Below are 20,637 nucleotides of genomic sequence, written 5' to 3' on the forward strand. Positions count from 1 at the left end.
AAATGTGAGGAATTGAAGCGCAGGCTGGTTCTATCGGCAAACGGATAGGATAGACCAATGGAACTTTACCGCGCCTGCTTTCGAAGCAAGATCAAGTGGGACAAGATGCGCTTGCCTCTGCCTGATGAAATCGACAAGACTCTCTTGCGCATTCGCCGCATCAACCGCCGCGCTGGAGTGACCGGTGCGCTGCTTTTGGTTGACCAGCATATCATCCAGGTTTTGGAAGGTTATACCGGCCCCGTTCTTGATACAGTCTATTGCGTCATGAATGACCCACGCCTGCACGACATCGAAGGCATTATCCACGAACCGGCGGACTACCGCATGTTCCCCAATTCGCTGATGTTCTTCCGTGACCTGACCGACGGCATCGCGGCATCCCGACATGAAGAATTGCGCCCGCTGCTGGATCATCCAGGCGACGTCACCCGGGATGAAACCTATCTGGCCCTCAGCCTCTTCGCTAAAGAGCTGAGCGAAGGCCGGATGACCAACGATATGCTGATGATCTAACCGGGATTTGTTCCCGTTTCTGGACGGATGCGGGCCGAACTGATCTGGCCATGTCCTATCCGAGCAGCCTAGTGTGCCTTTCCCCATCGTTGGAATCGCACTTTCATGTTCGCCAAGCGTCCGTCTTTCCAGTCCTTTTCCGCAGGCCTGCTCGCAGCAATCGTTGGGTTTGCCAGCTCCTTTGCCATTGTCATTCAGGGTTTGCTTGCTGTCGGTGCATCAACAGCTGAAGCAACGAGCGGTTTGATGGCTCTCTCCATAGCTATGGGTCTGTGCGCGATCGTCGCCTCGTTATGGACCCGCATTCCCGTCAGCATCGCCTGGTCAACTCCGGGTGCCGCGTTGTTGGCGTCAGCCGGACCGGTAGACGGCGGTTTTGCGGCTGCGGTCGGAGCCTTTCTTATCTGCGCACTCCTTATTGTGCTGGCGGGTTTGATCCGCCCCTTCGGCCGCGCGGTGGCCGCCATCCCCAGCCCACTCGCAAATGCGATGCTCGCGGGCGTTTTGTTTGGGCTGTGCCTTGCCCCAGTCCGTGCTGTCGCAGAGATGCCCCTTTATGCGCTTGCCGTCATCCTGACGTGGGCTGTGGCCTTTCGGTTTGCTAGGCTCTACGCGGTCCCGCTCGCCATGCTGATGACTTTTGCCATTGCCTTTTCCGCCGGCGGCGCACTCGATCTGGCAGAAACTCCGGCGATTAACCAGCCTATCGCGATCACGCCGGTCTTTACCGTCGAAGCACTCATCAGTATTGCTTTGCCGCTCTTCATCGTGACGATGGCTTCTCAGAACATCCCGGGAATTGCTGTCTTGCGGGCCTATGGCTATCAACCAAACAGCGGTCCGTTGTTTACACTCTCCGGCATCTTCAGTTTGTTATCGGCTCCCTTTGGCGGCCACGCCGTCAACCTGGCAGCCATAACGGCTGCCATGTGTGCAGGAGAAGATGCGCACAAAGATCCGGAAAGACGGTATTGGGCGGCTGCAGCCTCGGGAGCCATCTACATCCTGTTTGGCCTCTTTGCCGGTTTGGTCATGGCTTTCGTCGCCGCAACGCCGGGCATCCTAATTGAGGCTGTTGCCGGTTTGGCTCTCCTTGGAGCCCTTGCCTTTTCGATCGGTGAAGCCACCAAAGCTGCCGAAACCCGGGACAGCGCCATCATCACTTTTGCGATTACCGCATCCGGTGTCAGCTTCTTTGGTGTATCAGGGGCGTTTTGGGGGCTTCTGGCAGGCGGAGCCTTTATGGCCTTGATGAAGTTGAGAATTGTAAACTAACACCTTGCCCTCAGCCATTTGCCTCCCATAGTGTCTGACAAGAAACAAATCTGGAGTTACGTGCCTGTGACGGCGCCTTACATTCTTCAACCCAATCCACTCAATCCGGCACTTTCAACAACGGTCACCGGTTTCGACCACACCGGCGCGCAAGTTGACACCAAAGTGGTGACGGAAAAGCCGCTGACCCTGTTCCTCAATTCCCAGGAAGTGGTCACGATGATGACTATTGGAGATCATCCGGATTTGCTCGCGGTTGGGTACCTGAAGAACCAGAACATGCTGGCGGACGATGATGTCATCACCGGCATCGATTACGATGAGGATCTGGAAGTCGTCATCGTGCGCACTGAGCGCGAAACCGACTATGAGGAAAAGCTGAAAAAGAAGGTGCGCACTTCCGGCTGCGCCCAGGGCACCGTCTTTGGCGATATTATGGACGGCTTTGAAACGGTTAGCCTGCCCAAAGACGCCCGGCTGAAAACCTCCTGGCTCTACAGCCTCACAAAGGCCATCAACACCACGCCGTCGCTTTATCTGGAGGCCGGTGCGATCCATGGCTGCGTGTTGTGCCGCGAAGATGCACCTCTGGTTTATATGGAAGATGTTGGCCGTCACAACGCCGTCGACAAGATCGCCGGCTGGATGCAGCTCAACAATGTACCAGCTGATGACAAGATCTTTTACACCACAGGTCGGCTAACCTCGGAAATGGTCATCAAGACCGTAATGATGGGTATTCCTATCCTGGTTTCCCGCTCCGGTTTCACTGCCTGGGGTGTGGAACTTGCCCGTCAAGCGGGATTGACGTTGATTGGGCGCGCTCGCGGCAAAAGGTTTCTGACGCTTGCGGGCGCGGAACGGATAGATTTTGACATGGACCCGGCCCTTGCGGAGGATGAACCGCGCGGCTCGGAACGCAAAGGGAGTAACAAAGCGGAATGACCCCGGGAATAACCCCGCTGACACGGGACAAGGTGCTCGGCTGTGTGCTGGCCGGAGGACAATCCCGCCGGATGGGCGGCGGCGATAAGACACTACTCGATCTCAACGGCAAACCCATGCTGGAGATCATTTTGGACCGCTTGTCCCCGCAGGTTCCGCAAATCGTGCTCAATGCAAATGGCGATGCCAACCGGTTCTCCAGGTTTCCTTATCCTGTTGTTTCAGATTCGATCGCCGGGTTTGCCGGCCCACTCGCCGGTGTTCTAGCAGGATTGGACTACGCGAGAGAAAATCTGCCGGATGTCTCGCATGTGATCTCCGTCGCAGGAGACACGCCATTTTTCCCAGTCGATCTCGTCGACCGTTTCCTGGCCACGACCCCTGCCGACAAACCTGTGATCGCGCTCGCCAGCTCAGCAGACAAACTCCAGCCTGTATTTGGCCTCTGGCCCGTAGCGCTTGCCGAGGATTTGCACGACTGGCTTGCCAAAGGTCAAAGCGGCAAGGTCCTCGCTTTTGTAGACCGTCATGACAGCATTGAAGTTGCTTTCGAATTGGATCAGGCAACCGGCCTTGATCCGTTTTTTAATGCCAACCGGCCGGACGACCTTGAAACGGCCCGCAGCGCGGCGAGTCTTTTAACCTCATGACCACCACTCCCGTTTTTGGAATCACCGGCTGGAAAAACTCCGGCAAGACACAACTTGTCACTCGTTTGGTTGCTGAGTTCACAGCCCGTGGCCTCAAGGTTTCCACCGTGAAACACGCCCACCATAATTTCGATATCGATAAGCCGGGCGCGGACAGCTACCGCCACCGGGAAGCAGGCGCTGTCGAAGTGGCGCTTGTATCAGGCCGCCGCTGGGCCTTGATGCATGAACTGCGCGATGAAGAGGAACCGCCCTTGTCGGCGATCCTGCCGCGTCTTGCCCCTTGCGACCTAATCCTGATCGAAGGTTACAAACGGGAAAACCACCCAAAGATCGAAGCGCGCCGGACAGAATCGGCAGACAAAGGCCCCTTGGCGCCGGAAGACAGCAATATTCTCGCCATTGCTGCCGATCACATGGTGTCCGATACGGCACTGCCTGTTTATGATTTGAACGATGTTTCAGGCCTTGCTGATTTCATCACCGCGCATCTTGACTTGGAAAGACAAGAGCCATGACGGCCAAGCCAGACTTGAACGACTGTTTTTTGCACGACAAGGATCGGCTTAAACACGCCGAGGCTCTGGCGATCCTGAAGGAGCGCATCCAGTCAGTCGCATCCGTCGAAACCGTTTCCCTGGATGATGCCCTTGGGCGTATCCTTGCCGAAGACATAACAGCGCCGCGCAATATTCCCCTGGCAGACAACTCGGCGGTCGACGGCTATGCGTTCCGGTTCTCCGATCATGACGAAGCCGGCGGATTCTTCCGTCTGAGCCAACGCGTGGCCGCAGGTCACAAAAGCGACCAACCCCTTGCCCCCTGGAGCGCCGCGCGGATATTCACCGGCGCAGTCATGCCGCCAGGTGCCGATACTGTGGCCATGCAGGAAGATTGCGAAACGCATCAGCAGGATGGTCAGGACTTTGTCATTGTCCCGCAAGGTCTGAAAAAAGGCGCCAATTGCCGGCTGGCAGGTGAAGATGTTCAAGAAGGGGCTGCGATCTTAACGGTCGGCCACCGGCTCAGGCCGCAAGACCTTGCCGCGATTGCGTCGACGGGTGTCGCTGAGATCGCTGTTTATCGCAAGCTGAAGGTGGCCTTGGTTTCGACTGGTGATGAACTCAGGCGTCCTGGTGATCTCATTACGGTTGGCGATGTTTATGATTCCAATCATTTCCTGCTGAACGGGCTTTGCTCACATCTCCCGGTCGACATCAAAGATCTTGGAATTTTGAAAGATGAAGCGGAGCTGATTGAAAACACATTGGCGTCCGCATCTCAGGAGTTTGACGTGATCCTAACCTCTGGCGGCGCTAGCCGCGGCGAGGAAGATCACATGCAGACAGCCCTGGCAAAACTCGGCCAGCGGCATATGTGGCAACTGGCAATCAAACCAGGCCGTCCTGTAATGTTCGGTCAGATCGGCTCTTGCATTTTCCTTGGCATGCCGGGAAATCCAGTGGCCGCCATGGTTTGCTTTATGCTCTATGCGCGCCCGGTCATCAGCGTGTTGGGCGGCGGCGCCTTTGTCGAACCGCAGCGCTTTCAAATCCCGGCAGATTTCGAGGTGCCGAAGAAAAAGCCCGACCGGCGCGAGTTTTACCGGGGCATTCTGGCGGCGGATGACACTGGGCGCACAGTTGCGCAGAAGTTTGCCCGCGACGGGTCCGGATTGATTTCCGGGCTCCGCGAAGCCGACGGTTTGATCGAAATTCCGGAAGAAGTGACGTCCGTCAACCGCGGGGATCTCGTATCCTTCCTGCCGTTCACGGGCATGGGCGTTTTGTAGAAAAGTCCCGGCTGGAGGCCGGGACCACTGTATTCGGGAAAATTGCCCAATCAGAACGTATAGGGCCAGTCGGCGGCAACAAAGCGGTAGGCATTGCCCTCATTGGCGAGATAACCAAAGCCCGGGAACGGAATGTGCGCGCCTGCGAACATCACCCGGTCGGTGGCCGCTTCGTCAAAGAACTTCTTACGCGTTTCAACCGCCTGAGCCGGATCGATATCAAAGGCAATGCCCCACTCCGGATACCGGGTTTGATACAGAAGCGTATGAACGACATCTGCTGCAATGATCAGCCGTTCGCCGTTGCTCTCCAGAACAAAACCGACATGACCCGGCGTGTGCCCAGGCAACGGTTTGGCCGTGATCCCTGGCAGGATTTCTTTGCCGGAATTAAACAACGTCTGGCGCGATTTATAGGCATCCGCGCTTTTGCGCGCGCCCAAGAAGAACGGCTTGAATTGTTCCGGAGCCGCATTCATCGCCCCATCGTCGAACCAGAATGCATTGTCGACTTCCGGCAGCAACAGTTCAGCATTCGGGAACATCTTTTCGCCGGCCGGTGTCAGCACACCAAATAAGTGATCGGGATGCATGTGAGTGATCAAAACCGCATCGATCTGCTCTGGTGTCACACCAGCGGCCGCCAGCGCCTTTCCGAGATGGCCAACGGTCGGCCCAAGGCTGTCGGATGTCCCCGCATCAATCAGCACCAACTTGTCGCCGGTGTTGACCAGATAGGCATTCACCGGACCGGTCAGCGCTTGGCTATCAATAAAAGCCGCTTTGCGAAGCTGGGATGCAGCCTCCTCGTCATATCCGAGGATCAGCTCAGGGCCCATACTCAAGTAACCATCAAGAAGTGCGGTGACTTCAAAGTTTCCAATCTTGCGGCGAATGGCACCAGCCATCGGCGCACCGGCCATTGGTGCTGCGGCCTGAGCGCCTGTTGAAATCAGGTTCAAACCACTCGCAACACCAAGCGCGGCACCACCCGTTAGGGCTCCACCCAAAAAACCGCGCCTGTTCATCGCGCTCTTTTCAATCGTCATGTCTGTCTCCAAAGCCGTTTGCCAAAACGCCCCCTAGAAGAGGCCGTGCCCTTTAGTTCATTTATTCTTCTGGATTTTAAAGGCGGCTATTTATTATAAGAACCAAAAGCCATCCTTATGAATGATGCGTATTTCCCGCATTTTGGAGACTTCGATGGATAAGTTGAGTGCTCTGACAAGTTTTGTACACGCTGTGCAACTGGGCAGTTTTTCCGCTGCCGCAAGCCGTCTAGGGGTTTCACAGCCAGCTGTCAGCCAGCAAGTCCGCAGCCTGGAAGACAAACTCGGCACACGCCTGATCAATCGAACGACCCGGCGCTTGTCACTCACCGATGCGGGAGAGCGGTATTTCGCTTATGCCAGCGACATATTGGAAAAGCTTTCCGAAGCCGACCGGTCCGTACAAAGTGCAGAGGCTCAAATGAGCGGCCGCCTGACCGTCAGCCTGCCCTATGCGTTCACCGAGCCCGTTCTTGCCGATTTCCTGACGCAGTTCAAAGCAACCTACCCGGCAATCTTCTTCGATGTTCAGCTGTCGGATGCCATGGTAGATGTGCAAAAGGACCAGATCGATGTCGCGATCCGCATGGGGCACATTCTGGATGACCGACTGATAGTAAAAAAACTCGGCGACATGCAACGCTGCCTGATCGCGTCCCCTGCCTATTTGGACAAAACCGGACGGCCACAAACGATCGAGGATCTGAAAAACCACGATTTCCTGCTTTATCCGCACATAGCCGACGCCGGATACATCGAGCTTATCAGCCCTTTCGGAAAACCAACCAAAGTACCGGTGTCGCCGACAATGGTGATTAACAACTCCGCAGCCCTAAGGCGCGCAGCGGTTGCCGGACTTGGTATCAGTACTGCGGTGACCTGGTTGTCCGAACCGCATTTCAACACCGGCGAACTGGAACTCATCCTGGCAGACTGGTCTTTCGGCGTGCATCCGGTGCACGCCGTTTATCCATCCTACCGCTTCATCCCGATGAAGGTCCGCCAATTTGTATCGGACCTTCAAGCTTATATGGCCGATCAGGTAGCCTTTGTCCAAACGGCTGCCGTTGCAGCAGAATGATCCACTTAGACTTCGTCGACAGCCACGACCCAGGTTTCTTTCAAGGCCTCGGCCTCCCACGCCTGCCAAGCGGCAGTCTCTCGTAGAGCTGCGCTGTAGCGGGCGGCAACCGGTGCATCGGTCAAGGTGTAGGTATCAAACCGGCTGACAACCGGCGCATACATGGCATCGGCGATGGTGAAATCACCAAACAGGAATGGCCCGCCTGAAGCGTCCAAGCACTCTTCCCAGATCTGAACGATGCGTGCGACGTCCGCTTTGACATCTTCTCCGACTGCACGCTCTTCCACCGGACGCCGCATGTTCATCGGGCACGCTCCGCGCAATGCGGAAAAACCAGAATGCATCTCCGCTGAGATTGCCCGGGCAAGCGCCCTTTCCTTCTGCCCCTCCGGCCATAGGCCAGCGTCCGGATACCGCTCGGCGGCATATTCCAGAATGGCCAGACTGTCCCAGACCGACAGATCTCCATCCTTCAAAACTGGAACTTTCATACTCGGAGAAAAATCCCGGAACTTCGGATTGCCGTTCTCAAAGTCAAACGGCACCAGGGTTTCCTTGAAGGCAATGCCCTTGTGCTTGAGCGCAATCCAGGGCCGGAACGACCAAGAAGAATAATTCTTGTTGCCAATGAAAAGCTCAATGTCCGCCATGATGTCCTGTCCACTTTGAATGAAGTCCGCTCGCGCCATACCGGTGCCAAGCTCCTGCCTGGCACTTCATGCCCGGTAAAAACTACCTAATGAGTTCAAGCGTTCGCTTCAAATTCAATAAGTTCATGAAAACCATAAGGAAGTTTCATGACCCAACTGCGGCACAACCCTTGCATGCGATAACCAGCATCAAGCCAACCACTCTAGGTCCCAAATGATTGCCTCTGCCCCACCACCAACCTTGGCTCAAACCAACACACTTTCAACTGAGCAAAGGTTGGAAAACAAACCGGTTTTCGACATGAAGGAAATCCGTGCGGAACTTGCCCGCCAATACGAGGCCTGGAAGGAACTGCCGGAAGACCAGAAACTGCGCCACTTGAAGCTGGAAAAACACGGATTGAGCGAACAGGACCTGGATAACCTGCCTGACGCTGACCGTGCCCATTTTGAACAGAAGATTTCCGAGGCGACGAACCGCCCTGCGTTTACCGTCGATGCACAAGACTTGGACAGCGGAGACGGAGTGTGCCGCCCAGTTCTGTCTCTTGCATCGGTCTTGGCAATCTCTGGTTCAAACGCTCCAGAACAAACGAATGAGACCAAACCGCCGCTAGGTTCAACCGAATAACGGGCAAATCCTGGCCGGAACAAAAAGCAATGATCCGCCTTCTGCTGGCCTGAATTTGACTTAAAGGAAACCCTGGTGAGGGAAAATTCTTTCCAGCAAGGGCCTTTGCGCGAAAAAAGGCAATTTTGCACTGTGTTTTTTTCCTAGGCCCGCTTGAAATTTGACTCGAAGTGTATGGAATAGGGCGGTCGGGCGAAATGGTGGGAGGAACCCACCCAAGACCCAAACAAAATACTAGGGGAATAAATATGCGTTTTGTGCGTATGGCCGCAGCTGCGGTTGCAGTCCTGGCCGCCGTCGGTGGCGCGGAAGCTAAAGACTGGTCCAAAGTCCGTATCGGTACCGAGGGCGCCTACCCTCCGTTCAACTCCCTGACCGCTGACGGTCAGCTGGTTGGTTTCGACATCGACATTGCCAACGCTCTTTGCGAAGAAATGAAGGTCGAATGTGAATTTGTCACCCAAGACTGGGATGGCATGATCCCCGCCCTTCAGGCTGGCAAATACGACGCCATTATCGCGTCCATGTCGATCACCGAAGAGCGTAAGCAGAAGGTCGACTTCACCAGCAAATACTACAACACACCGCCGGCAATCGGTGTTCCGAAAGATTCGAAGATCGCAGGCGTTTCTGCTGATGATCTCAAAGGTGTCCTTTTGGGCGCCCAGTCTTCCACAACCCACTCCAACTATGCCGAAGCGCACTTCCCGGACGCTGAGCTGAAGCTCTATCCGACAGCGGATGAGTACAAGCTGGATCTGGAAAACGGCCGCATCGACGCTGTGATCGAAGATGTTGTTGTTCTGTCCGACTGGCTGGCAACCGACAACGGCGCTTGCTGTAAGGTTCTCAACACCTTGAAGTCCGATCCGGTTATCAACGGTGAAGGCGCTGGTATTGCGATCCGCAAGGGTGAAGGCGAATTGAAGGACATGTTCGACAATGCGATCAAAGCGATCCTTGCGAACGGTAAGTACAAAGAAATCAACGACAAGTACTTCTCCTTCGACGTTTACGGCGGTTAATTTGATCGTCTTATGAAAATGGAGCGTGGCGCGGTCACCGTGTCACGCTTTACTGTGAGTCCAATCTCACACGACGGCTGGCGGGGCAGCCGGACAAAGAAACAACAAAAACAGAAAGAAGCGCCGGCCGATGAATGAAGCTTTGACGCTGTTGTCCTTTGGGGATCAGGGCTGGGGAGACACGATCGCCTCAGGGGTGCTGATTACTATTTCCTTAGCTTTGGCGACGCTGCCGTTCGGGCTTGTGCTCGGTTTTGTGATCGCGCTTGCCAAGAATTCATCTGAGCCCAGCCTGAAACTTGCGGCCAACATTTACACCACGATTTTCCGAGGCCTTCCGGAACTTCTGACGCTGTTTCTGGTCTATTACGGTGCACAAATTGCCATTCAGGAAGGGCTCAAGCTCGCCGGTTTCGATGTCTACTTCGAGGTCAACTCCTTCGCCGCCGGCATGGTCGCCCTCGCCCTTGTGTTTTCATCCTACGCGTCCGAAGCCTTCCTGGCGGCCTTCAACGGCATTCCACAAGGCCAGTATGAAGGCGGACATGCTTTAGGGTTGTCGCGCTTTCAAACGATGCGGCTGATCATCTTGCCGCAACTGATCCGCCTTGCCCTGCCCGCGCTTGGCAACCTGTGGCTCATTCTATTGAAAGAAACCTCGCTGGTTTCGGTGATTGGGCTTGCCGATCTTGTGCGTGAAGCTGGCATTGCCGCCCGCGTCACCAAGGAACCTTTCCTATTCTTCGGGGTAGTTCTGCTGGTTTATTTGCTACTCGCCATGATCTCTTCGGCAGGACTGATGCGCATTGAACGCTGGTCCAAACGTGGGGAGGCTGCACGATGACCGCCGCAAACCCGACCACGGGGACACTCCGTCCGCCTACCCCTCCAAAAAAGTGGACCAACACCCGGATTGTTGGTCACGTGCTGATGGCGCTATGGATCCTGTCCGGTGTCTATCTCGTCTATTTTTTGGGTTCCAACATCGCCAGTCCGTTCGTCCAAAAATACTGGCCGAAATATGTTGATGGGTTCATCCTAACCATCCAGATTGTTGGTGTGTCCCTCGTCCTAGGCGCACTGATATCCATCCCAATCGCAGCCGGGCGCGCCTCGCAGTGGAAACTGTTTTCCTGGCCCGCCTATGCCTATGTGAATTTTTTTCGCGGCACCCCGCTGCTCGCGCAGACCTTCATGGTCTACTATGGCTTTGGCGCCTTTAGCGCCGAACTGAAGTCGATCGGCCTGTGGTGGTTCTTCCGCGACGCTTGGTATTGCGTGATCTTCACGTTCTCTTTGAATACGGCTGCCTATCAGGCAGAGATTCTGCGCGGTGCGATCCAGAACGTGCCAAAGGGACAATGGGAGGGGGGCGAAGCTCTTGGGCTTTCAAGACCGGTGATCTTTTTCAAGATCATCCTGCCGCAAGCCCTGATGGTTGCGCTGCGTCCGTATGGCAATGAGATTATTTTGATGATCAAGGGATCAGCAATCGCATCCATCATCACGATCCTAGATCTGATGGGTGAAACGCGCCGGGCCTATTCCCGCTCCTATGATTTCCAGGCGTATATTTGGGCGGCAGTCGCGTATCTCATGATCGTGGAAACACTGCGCCGGGTCTGGGACAAACTCGAAGCCCGCTTGACCCGCCATTTGAAACGGTGACACCGGTCACCGTTTCATTGCTCTGGCATACTCTGACACGGTCCCTTTGCCCGGCCGCCTCCCCGCTGTCTTTGGAGAATTTCCATGTCCGCAAACAAACCACCATTTCATGCTGACACGCTGCTTGCCCATGGCGGCGGTGGATTTGACCAGGCGACCGGAGCGGTCGTGCCACCGATCCCTGTGGCGACTACGTTTGTCCGCGATGAAGACTATGCGCTGGTCAGCGGCGATCATCTTTACAGCCGTGATGACAACGACCTCTTCCGGAAAACTGAAGCGCTCCTGGCCACATTGGAAAACGGCGTAGATAGCCGCCTGTTTTCGTCTGGCATGGCCGCGATTGCAGCCGTCGCCCGGATTATCAAACCCGGCGGCACCTTGATGGCCCAATCGGGTATTTATTGGGGCACGACACTGTTCTTGCGCCAACATTGCGCCCGCAACGACATTGCCTTGGTCGAATGCGATGCCAGCGACATCGACACTTTGCGGGACGAACTCGCGATCACCAAACCAGACCTGGTCTGGCTGGAAGTTCCGAGCAACCCCTACTTGAAGGTTGCCGACATCAGCAATGTTTCCGACCTGTGCAAATCCGCAGGCGCCTTGCTTGCCGTGGATGCAACAGCCGCAACGCCATTAATCATGAAGCCGCTCACACTCGGTGCGGATCTGGTGATGCATGCGGCCACCAAGGCACTTAACGGGCATTCGGATCTTCTAGGCGGTGTCGTCACCACCAAAGATTCGACCTCAGACGCCTGGGACTTCATCTGTACTGAACGCAAGATGGCCGGCGCCGTCATGGGGTCCTTTGAAGCCTGGCTGCTGCTGCGTGGCCTCAGAACTCTAAGCCTGCGCGTGGAACGCATGAATGCCAATGCGATGGCGCTTGCCGAACATTTGGAAGCCCATCCCAAAATCGAAAAAGTTCTTTATCCCGGCCTTCCCAGCCACAAAGACTATGCGACAGCAAGAAATCAGATGACCGGTGGGTACGGGTCGCTGATGTCCGTACAAACACAGGGCGGCAAAGATGAAGCCTTGAAAGTCACGGGTGCGCTCAAGCTGTTCCAGCGCGCCACGTCTTTGGGCGGCACGGAGAGCCTGATTGAACACCGGCGGTCGATTGAAGGCGAAACCTCAGGCATTCCGGAAAATCTGCTGCGCCTATCCCTTGGCATTGAGCATATCGCTGATCTGATCGCGGATTTTGATCAAGCTCTCGCAAAAATTTAAGTGCCATCGGACTGTTCAGGCCGCAAAGACCGCATCCAGGAAATGAACGCCTTTAGCGCCGGACGTTGAACACCTGGTCTCGTCACGAGATGGTAACCCGCGCCGGAATGGAACCGGTCCTCAAACAAAACCTGCAAATTGCCCGTTTCAATGTCTGGTTCGATAAAAGCTCGGGCCGTCGCCGAAATGCCATCGCCCCGGCGCAGCCCTTCCAAAACCATGTATCCAGGCAGATGAGTGACATTTAGTTTGGCTTGCGGAACCACACCTTGCCGTTCCAGCCAATGCGCCAGTTCATTGGTGCCGTATTCCTGAAGCCAAGGGTAATCCAGGATGTCTTCAGGTTTCTCGATTTTGCGGTCACCAATGAGGCATTTGGCGCCGACCACCACGAAATTCGTTTTCAAAAACGGTTCTGACTCAAGGCCCGGCCAAGTTCCGCGGCCAAACCGGACAGCAAGATCCGTCCCTCCGGGTGTCAATTCCACAACTTCAGCGCTGGGATTGAGCATCAATTCGATATCCGGGTGCTTATGTCTGAAATCATTGATCCGCGGCATCAGCCAACTGACAGCAAAGGAAGGTGTCATGGTGATGTTCAGCGGACGGGCTGAAGCATTCCGGCTGATCGCTTCGATGGCCTCCCCAATCGCATCGAACCCTTTGCGCAAACCTTCGTAGAGTTGTGCACCTTCTTCTGTCAGCTCAACGCCCCGCCCGGCCCGATTTGTAAGCTGCACGCCAAGGTGTTTTTCCAGTGCTCTCACCTGCTGGCTGATCGCGGCATGGGTCACATTCAAATCGCGTCCCGCTGCGGACAGGCTTTTCGTTTCGGCAACGGCCGCAAATGCCCGAAGGCTGTTGAGTGACGGGATGGCACGCCAGTCCATATGTAATTTTTCCTTACACCACAAAATTCTTCCTGACTCGCAATAAGAGCCAGAAACAAGCACATTATCCTCACACAACCGAGCATGAGGATGTAAGTTCATGTTAAATATATATGCACAGAGCTTTATGGAAGCCAGCCGTTTTTCGTCAAACACCCGCCCCGACCCGCACACACATGCGGCTTTAGAAAAAATGACCGAACACAAATCCTTCGCACCGTTTTTTTGGGCCAAGCGGACCCAGAAGCGCTAAGGAACAGGCCTGACAAGCGCAACAGAATGCCGTAGAACCTGATGCAGTTCGTTGATACCAAAGGCCCGGCCGCAGCCGGGCCTTCGTCTGCAGGGGAGCCTTATTATGGCAAAGGTGGCATTTATCGGTCTTGGGGTTATGGGATATCCGATGGCGGGATACCTGAAGACCAAAGGCGGACACGACGTAACCGTCTACAATCGCACCACGGCCAAGGCCGAGAAATGGGCTGCTGAATATGGCGGCAGCTTTGCCAAGACCCCGCAAGAAGCCGCTGAAGGCTGTGATTTCGTCTTTGCCTGTGTCGGCAACGACGATGACCTGCGGTCCGTGACCACTGGACCAGACGGTGCGTTCCATGGCTTGAAAGAAGGCGCGATTGTTGTCGATAACACAACAGCTTCTGCGGAAGTTGCCCGCGAACTCTATTCAGTCGCCAAGGAAAAGGGCTGTGGCTTCATCGATGCGCCAGTGTCCGGGGGTCAGGCGGGCGCCGAAAACGGCGTTTTGACCGTCATGTGCGGCGGTGATCAGGATGTCTTTGACAAAGCCAAGCCGGTAATTGAGTGTTTTTCCAAGTTTGTCGGCCGGATGGGCGGCAGCGGCGCTGGTCAATTGACCAAGATGTGCAACCAGATCTGCATCGCAGGCCTGGTTCAAGGGCTGTCCGAAGCCATCCACTTTGCCGAAAAAGCCGACCTCGATGTCGAAGCCGTCATTTCAGCTATCCGCGGTGGCGCGGCCCAGTCCTGGCAGATGGAAAACCGTTGGGAGACTATGCGCGATGGCAAGTTTGACTATGGCTTCGCCGTTGACTGGATGCGCAAGGATCTGGGTATTTGCCTGAAGACCGCCAATGACACGGGCGCCCGCCTGCCCGTCACCGCTCTGGTCGATCAGTTTTATGCGGAAGTCCAGGCAATGGGCGGCAACCGCTGGGATACGTCCAGCCTGATCGCGCGCCTGCGGAACGCTGACAGGAGCTAAAACCAAATGAACCGCAAACCTTCAGCCGATGATTGGCCACTCGAGGCAGTACTCGAGGCATTGAAGGAACGCGGCTCAGAAGAAAACCGCGCCGGACTGGCGCGGTTTGGGATCGATGCATCCAATGCGTTTGGCGTTCCGATGGCTGTGCTGCGGCCCTTTGCGCGCCAGATTGGCCGGTCTGAGGACCGCGCACTGGAATTATGGGCGAGCGGTTATCACGAGGCCCGCCTGTTGGCGATCCTGACGATCCCGCCTAAGGCGCTTACAGACACTCAAGCCTGGGCCTGGCTGGCCGATATTCAATCCTGGGACTTATGTGACCAGTTGACCAATATCCTGGCGAAACGCGCTGGTTCTGAGGCGATGGTCGGCCCGCTGGCTGAAGAAGAAGGCGAGTTTTTGCGCCGGGCTGCCTTTGCCCTGATTGCTTGGCGCGCCGTCCATGCCAAGACGTCACCGGATACAGAGTTTCTAGCTTATTTTCCGCTGATCAAATCAGGGGCAACCGACCCGCGCAATTTCGTCTGGAAAGCGGTTCATTGGGCGCTCCGGCAAATCGGCAAACGCTCCGCCAGCCTGCATGGACCAGCATTGCAGTTGGCCAACGACCTTGTGTCCGCGCAAGACAAGCCCAGTCAACGCGTTGGACGCGAAGCCTTTCGCGAGTTGGACTCAGCAAAGGTCCGCGGGCGCCTCGGCCTTCCCGACGCGCCCTGACCTCAAGTTTGCCTATTCAGACACAGCTTCCTGCGCGATGGAGTCCAGCAGCGCGTTGACTTCGCCGATCGCAGCTTTTGAAGCTTCTGACCCGGTTTCGCTCAGCCGGCGGAACCCGACAGTCACGCTGCCCTCGGCATCCGGTGTGTCATAGACAAAGAGCGTGTATGGGCAATAGGCGATATTTGCTGCATCGGCCTCCATTGCCTTGCGGGAGAGGTCCGCCGAACAAAACAGCATGGCCTGGGCATTGGAAAAAATTTTCTTTGATCCGCCGACATCTGCAGATGTCCGCTCCAGCATCTCGCCGATGTGCGACGTGTAATCGATCACCAGACCGCGATTGACGATCGCGTTTTCAAGGCCAAACCGTACGTCCTCAAAATCTGCCTCGACCGTGTAAGCGGTCACGCCTTCGGGTACAGATCCTTTTTCCGCTGCACTTGCTGGCACAATTGGGGTGGCCGCTGCGAAAACTGCGGCCACGGTTATCGATTTCCAAAGTTCTATCACGATGTCCTCCCGTAACTTGTTTCGGGAGGTTAAAGCACAATGGCGGTCACCGCCATTGACACATCTCAATTTTTGAATGTTTTCTCGCCGCCCCTATCAGACCTCGACCTCCAGCGTGCCGATCGGGTTGGAACAACATGCCAGGATGTAGCCGTTTTCAACATCCTCATCGCTGATACCGCCAGAGTGGACCATGTGAACGTCCCCTGCGACCTTCTTGACCTTACAGGTTCCGCAAACGCCAAAAGTACATCCGGACGGGATGTTCAGACCGGCATCCTTTGCAACGGCCAGAACCGTGTCGGTTTCCGAACACCAGGCCGACACATTGGAATTTGTGAAAACGATCTGTGCCTGGGTGTCTTCCTGCGGCACAACATCGTCGAACTCCGTCAGTTCCTCTTTGGTTTCCGCTGGCGCCTGGAAACTCTCCTGATGATAGCGATCCATGTCGTAGCCGAGCGCGTTCAAAATCTCACGCACAGATTCCATGAACCCTTCCGGCCCACAGCAATAAACATCTCGATCCAGATAATCGTTGCACATGAGACCCAGCATCAGCTGGTTGAAATGCCCCCGGTAGCCAGTCCACACTTCATAAGGATCGTTCTGATTAACGACAAAATGAAGCTGCAGTCCGTTGGTACGGCACGCCATGTATTCCAGCCGTTTGCGGAAGATGAGATCCGCCGGCCGGTTTGCGCACTGAATAAAGCAAATGTCCGGCTCTTCCCCGCGCTCAAACAAAGTGGCCGCCATGGACATCATAGGTGTGACACCGGAACCTGCGGAGATAAACAGGTATTTGCCGTCAGGGCTCGTGGGCAAATGGAACAATCCGGCCGGTCCAAACGCCTTGATCTGCATCCCCTGCTCCAAGTGATCCAGCATCCAGCGTGTCCCGACACTGCCTTCCTGCGCCTTTACCGTTACCGACAGATAGGCTTGCGTCGCCGGAGATGATGAGATCGTGTAAGTCCGCTGCACATTACCGCCCGGCACAGGCAAGTCGAGCGTGATAAACTGTCCGGCCTTATAGACGAAACGTTTGCCCGACGGCGGGCGGAATGTGAAGGTTTTCACATTCGGCGCTTCCGGCAGAACGTTTACGCATTCCAAGGGCTCGCTGTCACTCCAGACAGGCGTATCCTTGTCTGGCATTGGAATCATGGCCATGACTTACTCCGCTGCTACGCGGAAACGGCCAATCAGACCGGCTTCCAGCGTCCGTGTGTACCAGTCGATGAACTGGATCACACCGCTTTCCTGCACCGGCGAATAGGGTCCGGGCTCATAGGCCGGCGAATTGATACCAATCTGATTTTCTTCAACAATCTGACGATCTTCATCATTGGTATGCTGCCAGACTTCTGTCAGCCGCTTCAAATCATAATCGACACCTTCCTTGGCATCCTTATGGACCAGCCAAGTGGTGCTGACCCGGGTTTCCTGTGGCCCCACCGGCAATACGCTGAACGTCAGAACGCTGTCAGACAGGAAATGGTTCCAGGTGTTCGGATAGTGGAAGAACAGGCAGGATCCGGCATTGTCGAACGGAATGGATCCAACACGACGGGACACAGCGGCCTTGCCATCCATGGTGTAGCTGACCGCATCGCCAAGGAACGGAATGCGCACAAAACGCCATTGTTCGTTGTCGTTGATCACATACTTGGACGGCAGCCCGGCGTTTTCGCAGCGCGCGATATGCTCCTTACCAAGATTGGATCCAGCAGCATCCGCGCCGCCAACAATATGCGGATCATCTGAAAACGTCCGGCAAAGTGAGGGGTGCGAACCGGAGCAGTGATAGCACTCGCGGTTGTTCTCCAGGACCAATTTCCAATTGCCCTTCTCGGTGATGGTCGACTGATGGGCAACTTTCAGGTTGGAAAGATCATGCGGGCCAAGATAGCGCTCCGCTTGTGCCTTCAGGTCCAAAACATCCGGCGCAACATCAGCTAAACAAATGAACACCATCCCGGAGATATCGGCACAGTGAACCGGCTTCAAACCGTGGTTCTCCGGCTTGAAATCTTCCCCCATTTCCCGGGCCCAGAGCAGTTTGCCATCCAGCTCATAGGTCCACTGATGATAGGGGCAGACCAGCTTCGGAGAGCTGCCCTTGGATGCCGAGCAAATCCGGCTGCCACGGTGGCGGCAGGAGTTGTGGAAGCTCCGGATCTGGCCGTCTGCACCGCGCACGATGATGATCGAATAGGCGCCAATCTCCAGGGTCACATAGTTGCCGGTCTTGGGCAGTTCGGCGGCTGGAAGCGCGAAAACCCACTCTTTGTGCCAGATGTTTTTCATGTCTGCCTGAAAAACATCCTCATCGGTGTAGAACGCCTGCGGCAAGGAGTATCCGGGGCGGCGGGACATGAGTAGCGAAAGAATCTCTGCATCGCTGCGCATACTGCGTCATCCTTTGTGAGCCGAGTCTAACGGCCATTGATTTGGCAGAAAATTGCCGTGCCTTGCCGCATGGCCATAGCTCAAAACCGGCATCGGCTTATTCACAAAAGACGTGCCGCAAATTCGGTCAGCCCTGCCGCTTTTCTAGATATCTTTCACTATCCTCAAAGCGTCATAGATTGCCGCATGTGTGTTACGGGCGGAAACCGCATCGCCAATCCGGTAGAGCGCAAAGGCCCCGCCGGGATTCGCGTCCATTGGTTGCGGACGGCCGAAGATGAGCGCCTCCTGATTGACACTCCCAAGGTTTTTGGATTTCGGCTTCAGGTCGAAATAGAGCTCATCCATCGGCACCGTGCCGTGATTGACGACGATCTGATCGAAGTCCCGCTCTTCAGTGAAGGCGGAATAGTCCGTGCCTATAACTGCCGACAGCATATTACCGGCCTTCCGGACCGCCTTCAGACGATACGTCACGGTTAAGCGAACGTCTTTGTCTTGCAGCGCCCTCATATAGGGCACCAGGTTCATGGCCATGACGTCCGGCGCAAACGACCGGTCGGGGGTCATGATTTCAACATGTGCGCCAGTGTTCGCAATTAACTCGGCTGCCTGCAACGCCGGATGGTCCCCGGCATCGTCATAGACCAGGACACGCTTGCCCGGCTTGACATCCCCGGCAATGATGTCCCAAGCGGAGACAACAAGATCGTTGCCCTCGCTTAACACCTCCTTATGCGGCAACCCGCCCGTTGCGACAATAACAACATCCGGATTTTCAATTTCAACATCATATGCTTCTGCAAATTTGTTGAAGTGAAACTTTACCCCCCTCTTTGCGCATTGTTCCATACGCCAATCGATAATGGAGATCATTTCTCTCCGCCGTTCCGACTGCGCAGTCAAGCGGATCTGTCCACCCGGGTCGGGAGCAGCTTCAAACACCGTGACATCGTGCCCCCGCTCACCTGCTACCCGGGCAGCTTCCATGCCTGCCGGCCCTGCCCCGACAACCACAATCTTCTTTTTCTCAGCAGTTTCGGGAATGTCATGCGGCATGGTCAATTCACGGCCCGTTGCCGCATTGTGGATGCACAGCGCATCGCCAGCCTGGTAAATCCGGTCCAAGCAATAGGTTGCCCCAACGCAGGGACGAATGTCCTCCTCGCGTCTTTCGGCGATTTTCTTGACCAATTGCGGATCTGCCATATGGGCGCGGGTCATCCCGACCATATCGAGGAGCCCCTCTGCAATCGCATGGCGGGCCGTGGCCACATCCGGTATTTTCGCTGCATGAAATGTCGGAAGACCGATTTCCTGTTTGATCCGACCGGCAAAGTCTAAGTGCGGCGCATTGCGCATGCCTTGCACAGGGATGACATCCGTCAATCCAGGGTCGGTGTCGATATGGCCACGGATCACATTGAGAAAATCGATATTTCCTGTTGCCTTCAAGCGCCGGGAGATTTCCAGCCCCTCATCTTCGGTGATCCCACCCTCCAAATCCTCGTCGGCCGTGAACCGGATACCGAGAATGAAGTCCTCACCAACCCGCGCCCGTACCGCGTCGATCACTTCCATGGAAAACCGCATGCGGTTTTCCAGCGATCCACCATAAGGACCTTCAAGCGTGTTGGTGACCGGAGACCAGAACTGATCCATTAAGTGGCCGTAGGCCTGGAGTTCAATGCCATCCATGCCACCCGCTTTCATGCGTTCTGCGGCGTCGGCATAGTCCTGAACAATCCGGGCAATGTCCCAGTCTTCAACCTGTTTTGGAAACGCCCGGTGTGCAGCTTCGCGCTCATGGCATGAGGAGACAGCCGGCAGCCAATCACCCTTGTTCCAGTGCGTTCTCCGGCCCAGATGCGTCAGCTGGATCATCACGGCGCAGCCGTGGTCATGACAGGCATCTGTGAGCCGTTTAATCCACGGCACCACCTCGTCCTTATAAGCAAGGATATTGTTGAACACTGGAGGCGAATTGCGCGACACCGCCGCCGACCCGGCAGTCATGGTCAAGGCCACGCCTGCTTTGGCGCGTGTCTCGTGGTACGCCCGGTAGCGGTCTTTCGGCATGCCGTCTTCGGGATAGGCTGGCTCATGCGACGTGATCATGATCCGATTTTTCAACGTCAAATGTTTCAGCTGATACGGCTGCAGCAAAGGATCCTTAGACATGCCTCTCCCTCAATGCCTTTCGCTCACCTCATGAGCGGAGATTTCAGAGTAAGAGCGATCCACCGGACTTGAAAAGCCGCAAAAACGACATTCATGTCGCTTTTGAAAACACATGTGTCAATTTCGCTTGTTTCCAGGGGCCGGCACTGCT

Annotated in this window: 21 protein-coding genes; 14 read left to right on the forward strand and 7 right to left on the reverse strand. The window is 55.6% G+C overall.

Annotated features, from left to right (window positions below):
* Window positions 1-57 precede the first annotated feature (57 nt).
* The 6 genes from ACOOFE_RS14725 to glp all read left to right on the forward strand — a co-directional run bounded on the left by ACOOFE_RS14725 (window position 58) and on the right by glp (window position 5,178).
* Window positions 58-516: a BLUF domain-containing protein gene (locus ACOOFE_RS14725; protein ID WP_141187023.1), complete on the forward strand. Its 459-nt coding sequence runs from the start codon at window positions 58-60 to the stop codon at window positions 514-516.
* 105 nt (window positions 517-621) lie between these two features.
* Window positions 622-1,791: a benzoate/H(+) symporter BenE family transporter gene (locus ACOOFE_RS14730; RefSeq protein WP_420410752.1), complete on the forward strand. Its 1,170-nt coding sequence runs from the start codon at window positions 622-624 to the stop codon at window positions 1,789-1,791.
* Window positions 1,792-1,857: 66 nt separating this feature from the next.
* Window positions 1,858-2,736, forward strand: coding sequence for a formate dehydrogenase accessory sulfurtransferase FdhD (gene fdhD / locus ACOOFE_RS14735; protein WP_420410753.1), 879 nt, complete (start codon window positions 1,858-1,860; stop codon window positions 2,734-2,736).
* Window positions 2,733-3,386, forward strand: a complete 654-nt coding sequence (gene mobA, locus ACOOFE_RS14740; protein ID WP_420410754.1) for a molybdenum cofactor guanylyltransferase MobA — start codon at window positions 2,733-2,735, stop codon at window positions 3,384-3,386. The genes fdhD and mobA overlap by 4 nt, the downstream gene beginning before the upstream one ends.
* Entirely contained in the window at window positions 3,383-3,904 is a 522-nt protein-coding gene (mobB, locus tag ACOOFE_RS14745; RefSeq protein WP_420410755.1) for a molybdopterin-guanine dinucleotide biosynthesis protein B, read from the forward strand. Before mobA ends, mobB begins: the two co-directional genes overlap by 4 nt.
* Complete coding sequence (glp, locus tag ACOOFE_RS14750; RefSeq protein WP_420410756.1) at window positions 3,901-5,178, forward strand: gephyrin-like molybdotransferase Glp; 1,278 nt, start codon at window positions 3,901-3,903, stop codon at window positions 5,176-5,178. Before mobB ends, glp begins: the two co-directional genes overlap by 4 nt.
* 50 nt (window positions 5,179-5,228) lie before the next feature.
* Here the strand turns inward: glp and ACOOFE_RS14755 are convergent, their stop codons facing one another.
* A complete protein-coding gene (locus ACOOFE_RS14755) occupies window positions 5,229-6,227 on the reverse strand; it encodes an MBL fold metallo-hydrolase (RefSeq protein ID WP_420410757.1) in 999 nt (332 codons plus the stop codon).
* Between the two features lie 154 nt (window positions 6,228-6,381).
* Between ACOOFE_RS14755 and ACOOFE_RS14760 the strand changes: the two genes are divergently transcribed.
* Entirely contained in the window at window positions 6,382-7,308 is a 927-nt protein-coding gene (locus ACOOFE_RS14760) for a LysR family transcriptional regulator (RefSeq protein WP_420410758.1), read from the forward strand.
* Between the two features lie 5 nt (window positions 7,309-7,313).
* Here the strand turns inward: ACOOFE_RS14760 and ACOOFE_RS14765 are convergent, their stop codons facing one another.
* Window positions 7,314-7,961, reverse strand: a complete 648-nt coding sequence (locus ACOOFE_RS14765) for a glutathione S-transferase family protein (RefSeq protein WP_420415583.1) — start codon at window positions 7,959-7,961, stop codon at window positions 7,314-7,316.
* 214 nt (window positions 7,962-8,175) lie between these two features.
* On the opposite strand from ACOOFE_RS14765, the gene ACOOFE_RS14770 reads away from it, so the two are divergent.
* The 5 genes from ACOOFE_RS14770 to ACOOFE_RS14790 all read left to right on the forward strand — a co-directional run bounded on the left by ACOOFE_RS14770 (window position 8,176) and on the right by ACOOFE_RS14790 (window position 12,527).
* Window positions 8,176-8,592: a hypothetical protein gene (locus ACOOFE_RS14770; protein ID WP_420410759.1), complete on the forward strand. Its 417-nt coding sequence runs from the start codon at window positions 8,176-8,178 to the stop codon at window positions 8,590-8,592.
* 248 nt (window positions 8,593-8,840) lie between these two features.
* Window positions 8,841-9,617, forward strand: a complete 777-nt coding sequence (locus tag ACOOFE_RS14775; RefSeq protein ID WP_168206431.1) for an ABC transporter substrate-binding protein — start codon at window positions 8,841-8,843, stop codon at window positions 9,615-9,617.
* 130 nt (window positions 9,618-9,747) lie between these two features.
* On the forward strand, window positions 9,748-10,461 hold the full coding sequence (locus tag ACOOFE_RS14780) for an ABC transporter permease (RefSeq protein WP_141187032.1): 714 nt from the start codon (window positions 9,748-9,750) through the stop codon (window positions 10,459-10,461).
* Window positions 10,458-11,285, forward strand: a complete 828-nt coding sequence (locus tag ACOOFE_RS14785) for an ABC transporter permease (protein WP_420410760.1) — start codon at window positions 10,458-10,460, stop codon at window positions 11,283-11,285. The genes ACOOFE_RS14780 and ACOOFE_RS14785 overlap by 4 nt, the downstream gene beginning before the upstream one ends.
* A gap of 84 nt (window positions 11,286-11,369) precedes the next feature.
* The gene (locus ACOOFE_RS14790) at window positions 11,370-12,527 is read left to right on the forward strand and encodes a trans-sulfuration enzyme family protein (protein ID WP_420410761.1); all 1,158 of its coding nucleotides are present in this window, start codon (window positions 11,370-11,372) and stop codon (window positions 12,525-12,527) included.
* Here the strand turns inward: ACOOFE_RS14790 and ACOOFE_RS14795 are convergent.
* Window positions 12,524-13,417, reverse strand: coding sequence for a LysR substrate-binding domain-containing protein (locus tag ACOOFE_RS14795; RefSeq protein ID WP_420410762.1), 894 nt, complete (start codon window positions 13,415-13,417; stop codon window positions 12,524-12,526). The two genes, ACOOFE_RS14790 and ACOOFE_RS14795, sit on opposite strands and share 4 nt — an antisense overlap.
* Window positions 13,418-13,775: 358 nt before the next feature.
* Between ACOOFE_RS14795 and ACOOFE_RS14800 the strand changes: the two genes are divergently transcribed.
* Both ACOOFE_RS14800 and ACOOFE_RS14805 read left to right on the forward strand, forming a co-directional pair.
* The gene (locus tag ACOOFE_RS14800; protein WP_420410763.1) at window positions 13,776-14,657 is read left to right on the forward strand and encodes an NAD(P)-dependent oxidoreductase; all 882 of its coding nucleotides are present in this window, start codon (window positions 13,776-13,778) and stop codon (window positions 14,655-14,657) included.
* Window positions 14,658-14,663: 6 nt separating this feature from the next.
* On the forward strand, window positions 14,664-15,377 hold the full coding sequence (locus ACOOFE_RS14805; RefSeq protein ID WP_420410764.1) for a DNA alkylation repair protein: 714 nt from the start codon (window positions 14,664-14,666) through the stop codon (window positions 15,375-15,377).
* A 12-nt stretch (window positions 15,378-15,389) separates the two neighbouring features.
* On the opposite strand, the gene ACOOFE_RS14810 is transcribed toward ACOOFE_RS14805, so the two are convergent.
* The 4 genes from ACOOFE_RS14810 to ACOOFE_RS14825 all read right to left on the reverse strand — a co-directional run bounded on the left by ACOOFE_RS14810 (window position 15,390) and on the right by ACOOFE_RS14825 (window position 20,486).
* Window positions 15,390-15,890 (reverse strand): DUF302 domain-containing protein, encoded by a 501-nt coding sequence (locus ACOOFE_RS14810; protein ID WP_420410765.1) that lies wholly within the window; start codon window positions 15,888-15,890, stop codon window positions 15,390-15,392.
* A gap of 96 nt (window positions 15,891-15,986) precedes the next feature.
* Window positions 15,987-17,066, reverse strand: a complete 1,080-nt coding sequence (locus ACOOFE_RS14815; protein ID WP_420410766.1) for a 2Fe-2S iron-sulfur cluster-binding protein — start codon at window positions 17,064-17,066, stop codon at window positions 15,987-15,989.
* 3 nt (window positions 17,067-17,069) lie between these two features.
* Window positions 17,070-18,305 (reverse strand): aromatic ring-hydroxylating oxygenase subunit alpha, encoded by a 1,236-nt coding sequence (locus ACOOFE_RS14820; RefSeq protein WP_420410767.1) that lies wholly within the window; start codon window positions 18,303-18,305, stop codon window positions 17,070-17,072.
* A 144-nt stretch (window positions 18,306-18,449) separates the two neighbouring features.
* Window positions 18,450-20,486 carry an FAD-dependent oxidoreductase gene (locus ACOOFE_RS14825; protein WP_420410768.1) on the reverse strand — a complete coding sequence of 679 codons (2,037 nt, stop codon included), beginning with the start codon at window positions 20,484-20,486 and terminating at the stop codon, window positions 18,450-18,452.
* Between the last annotated feature and the right edge of the window lie 151 nt (window positions 20,487-20,637).

The organism is Roseibium sp. (assembly GCF_965216085.1).
Taxonomy (GTDB): domain Bacteria; phylum Pseudomonadota; class Alphaproteobacteria; order Rhizobiales; family Stappiaceae; genus Roseibium.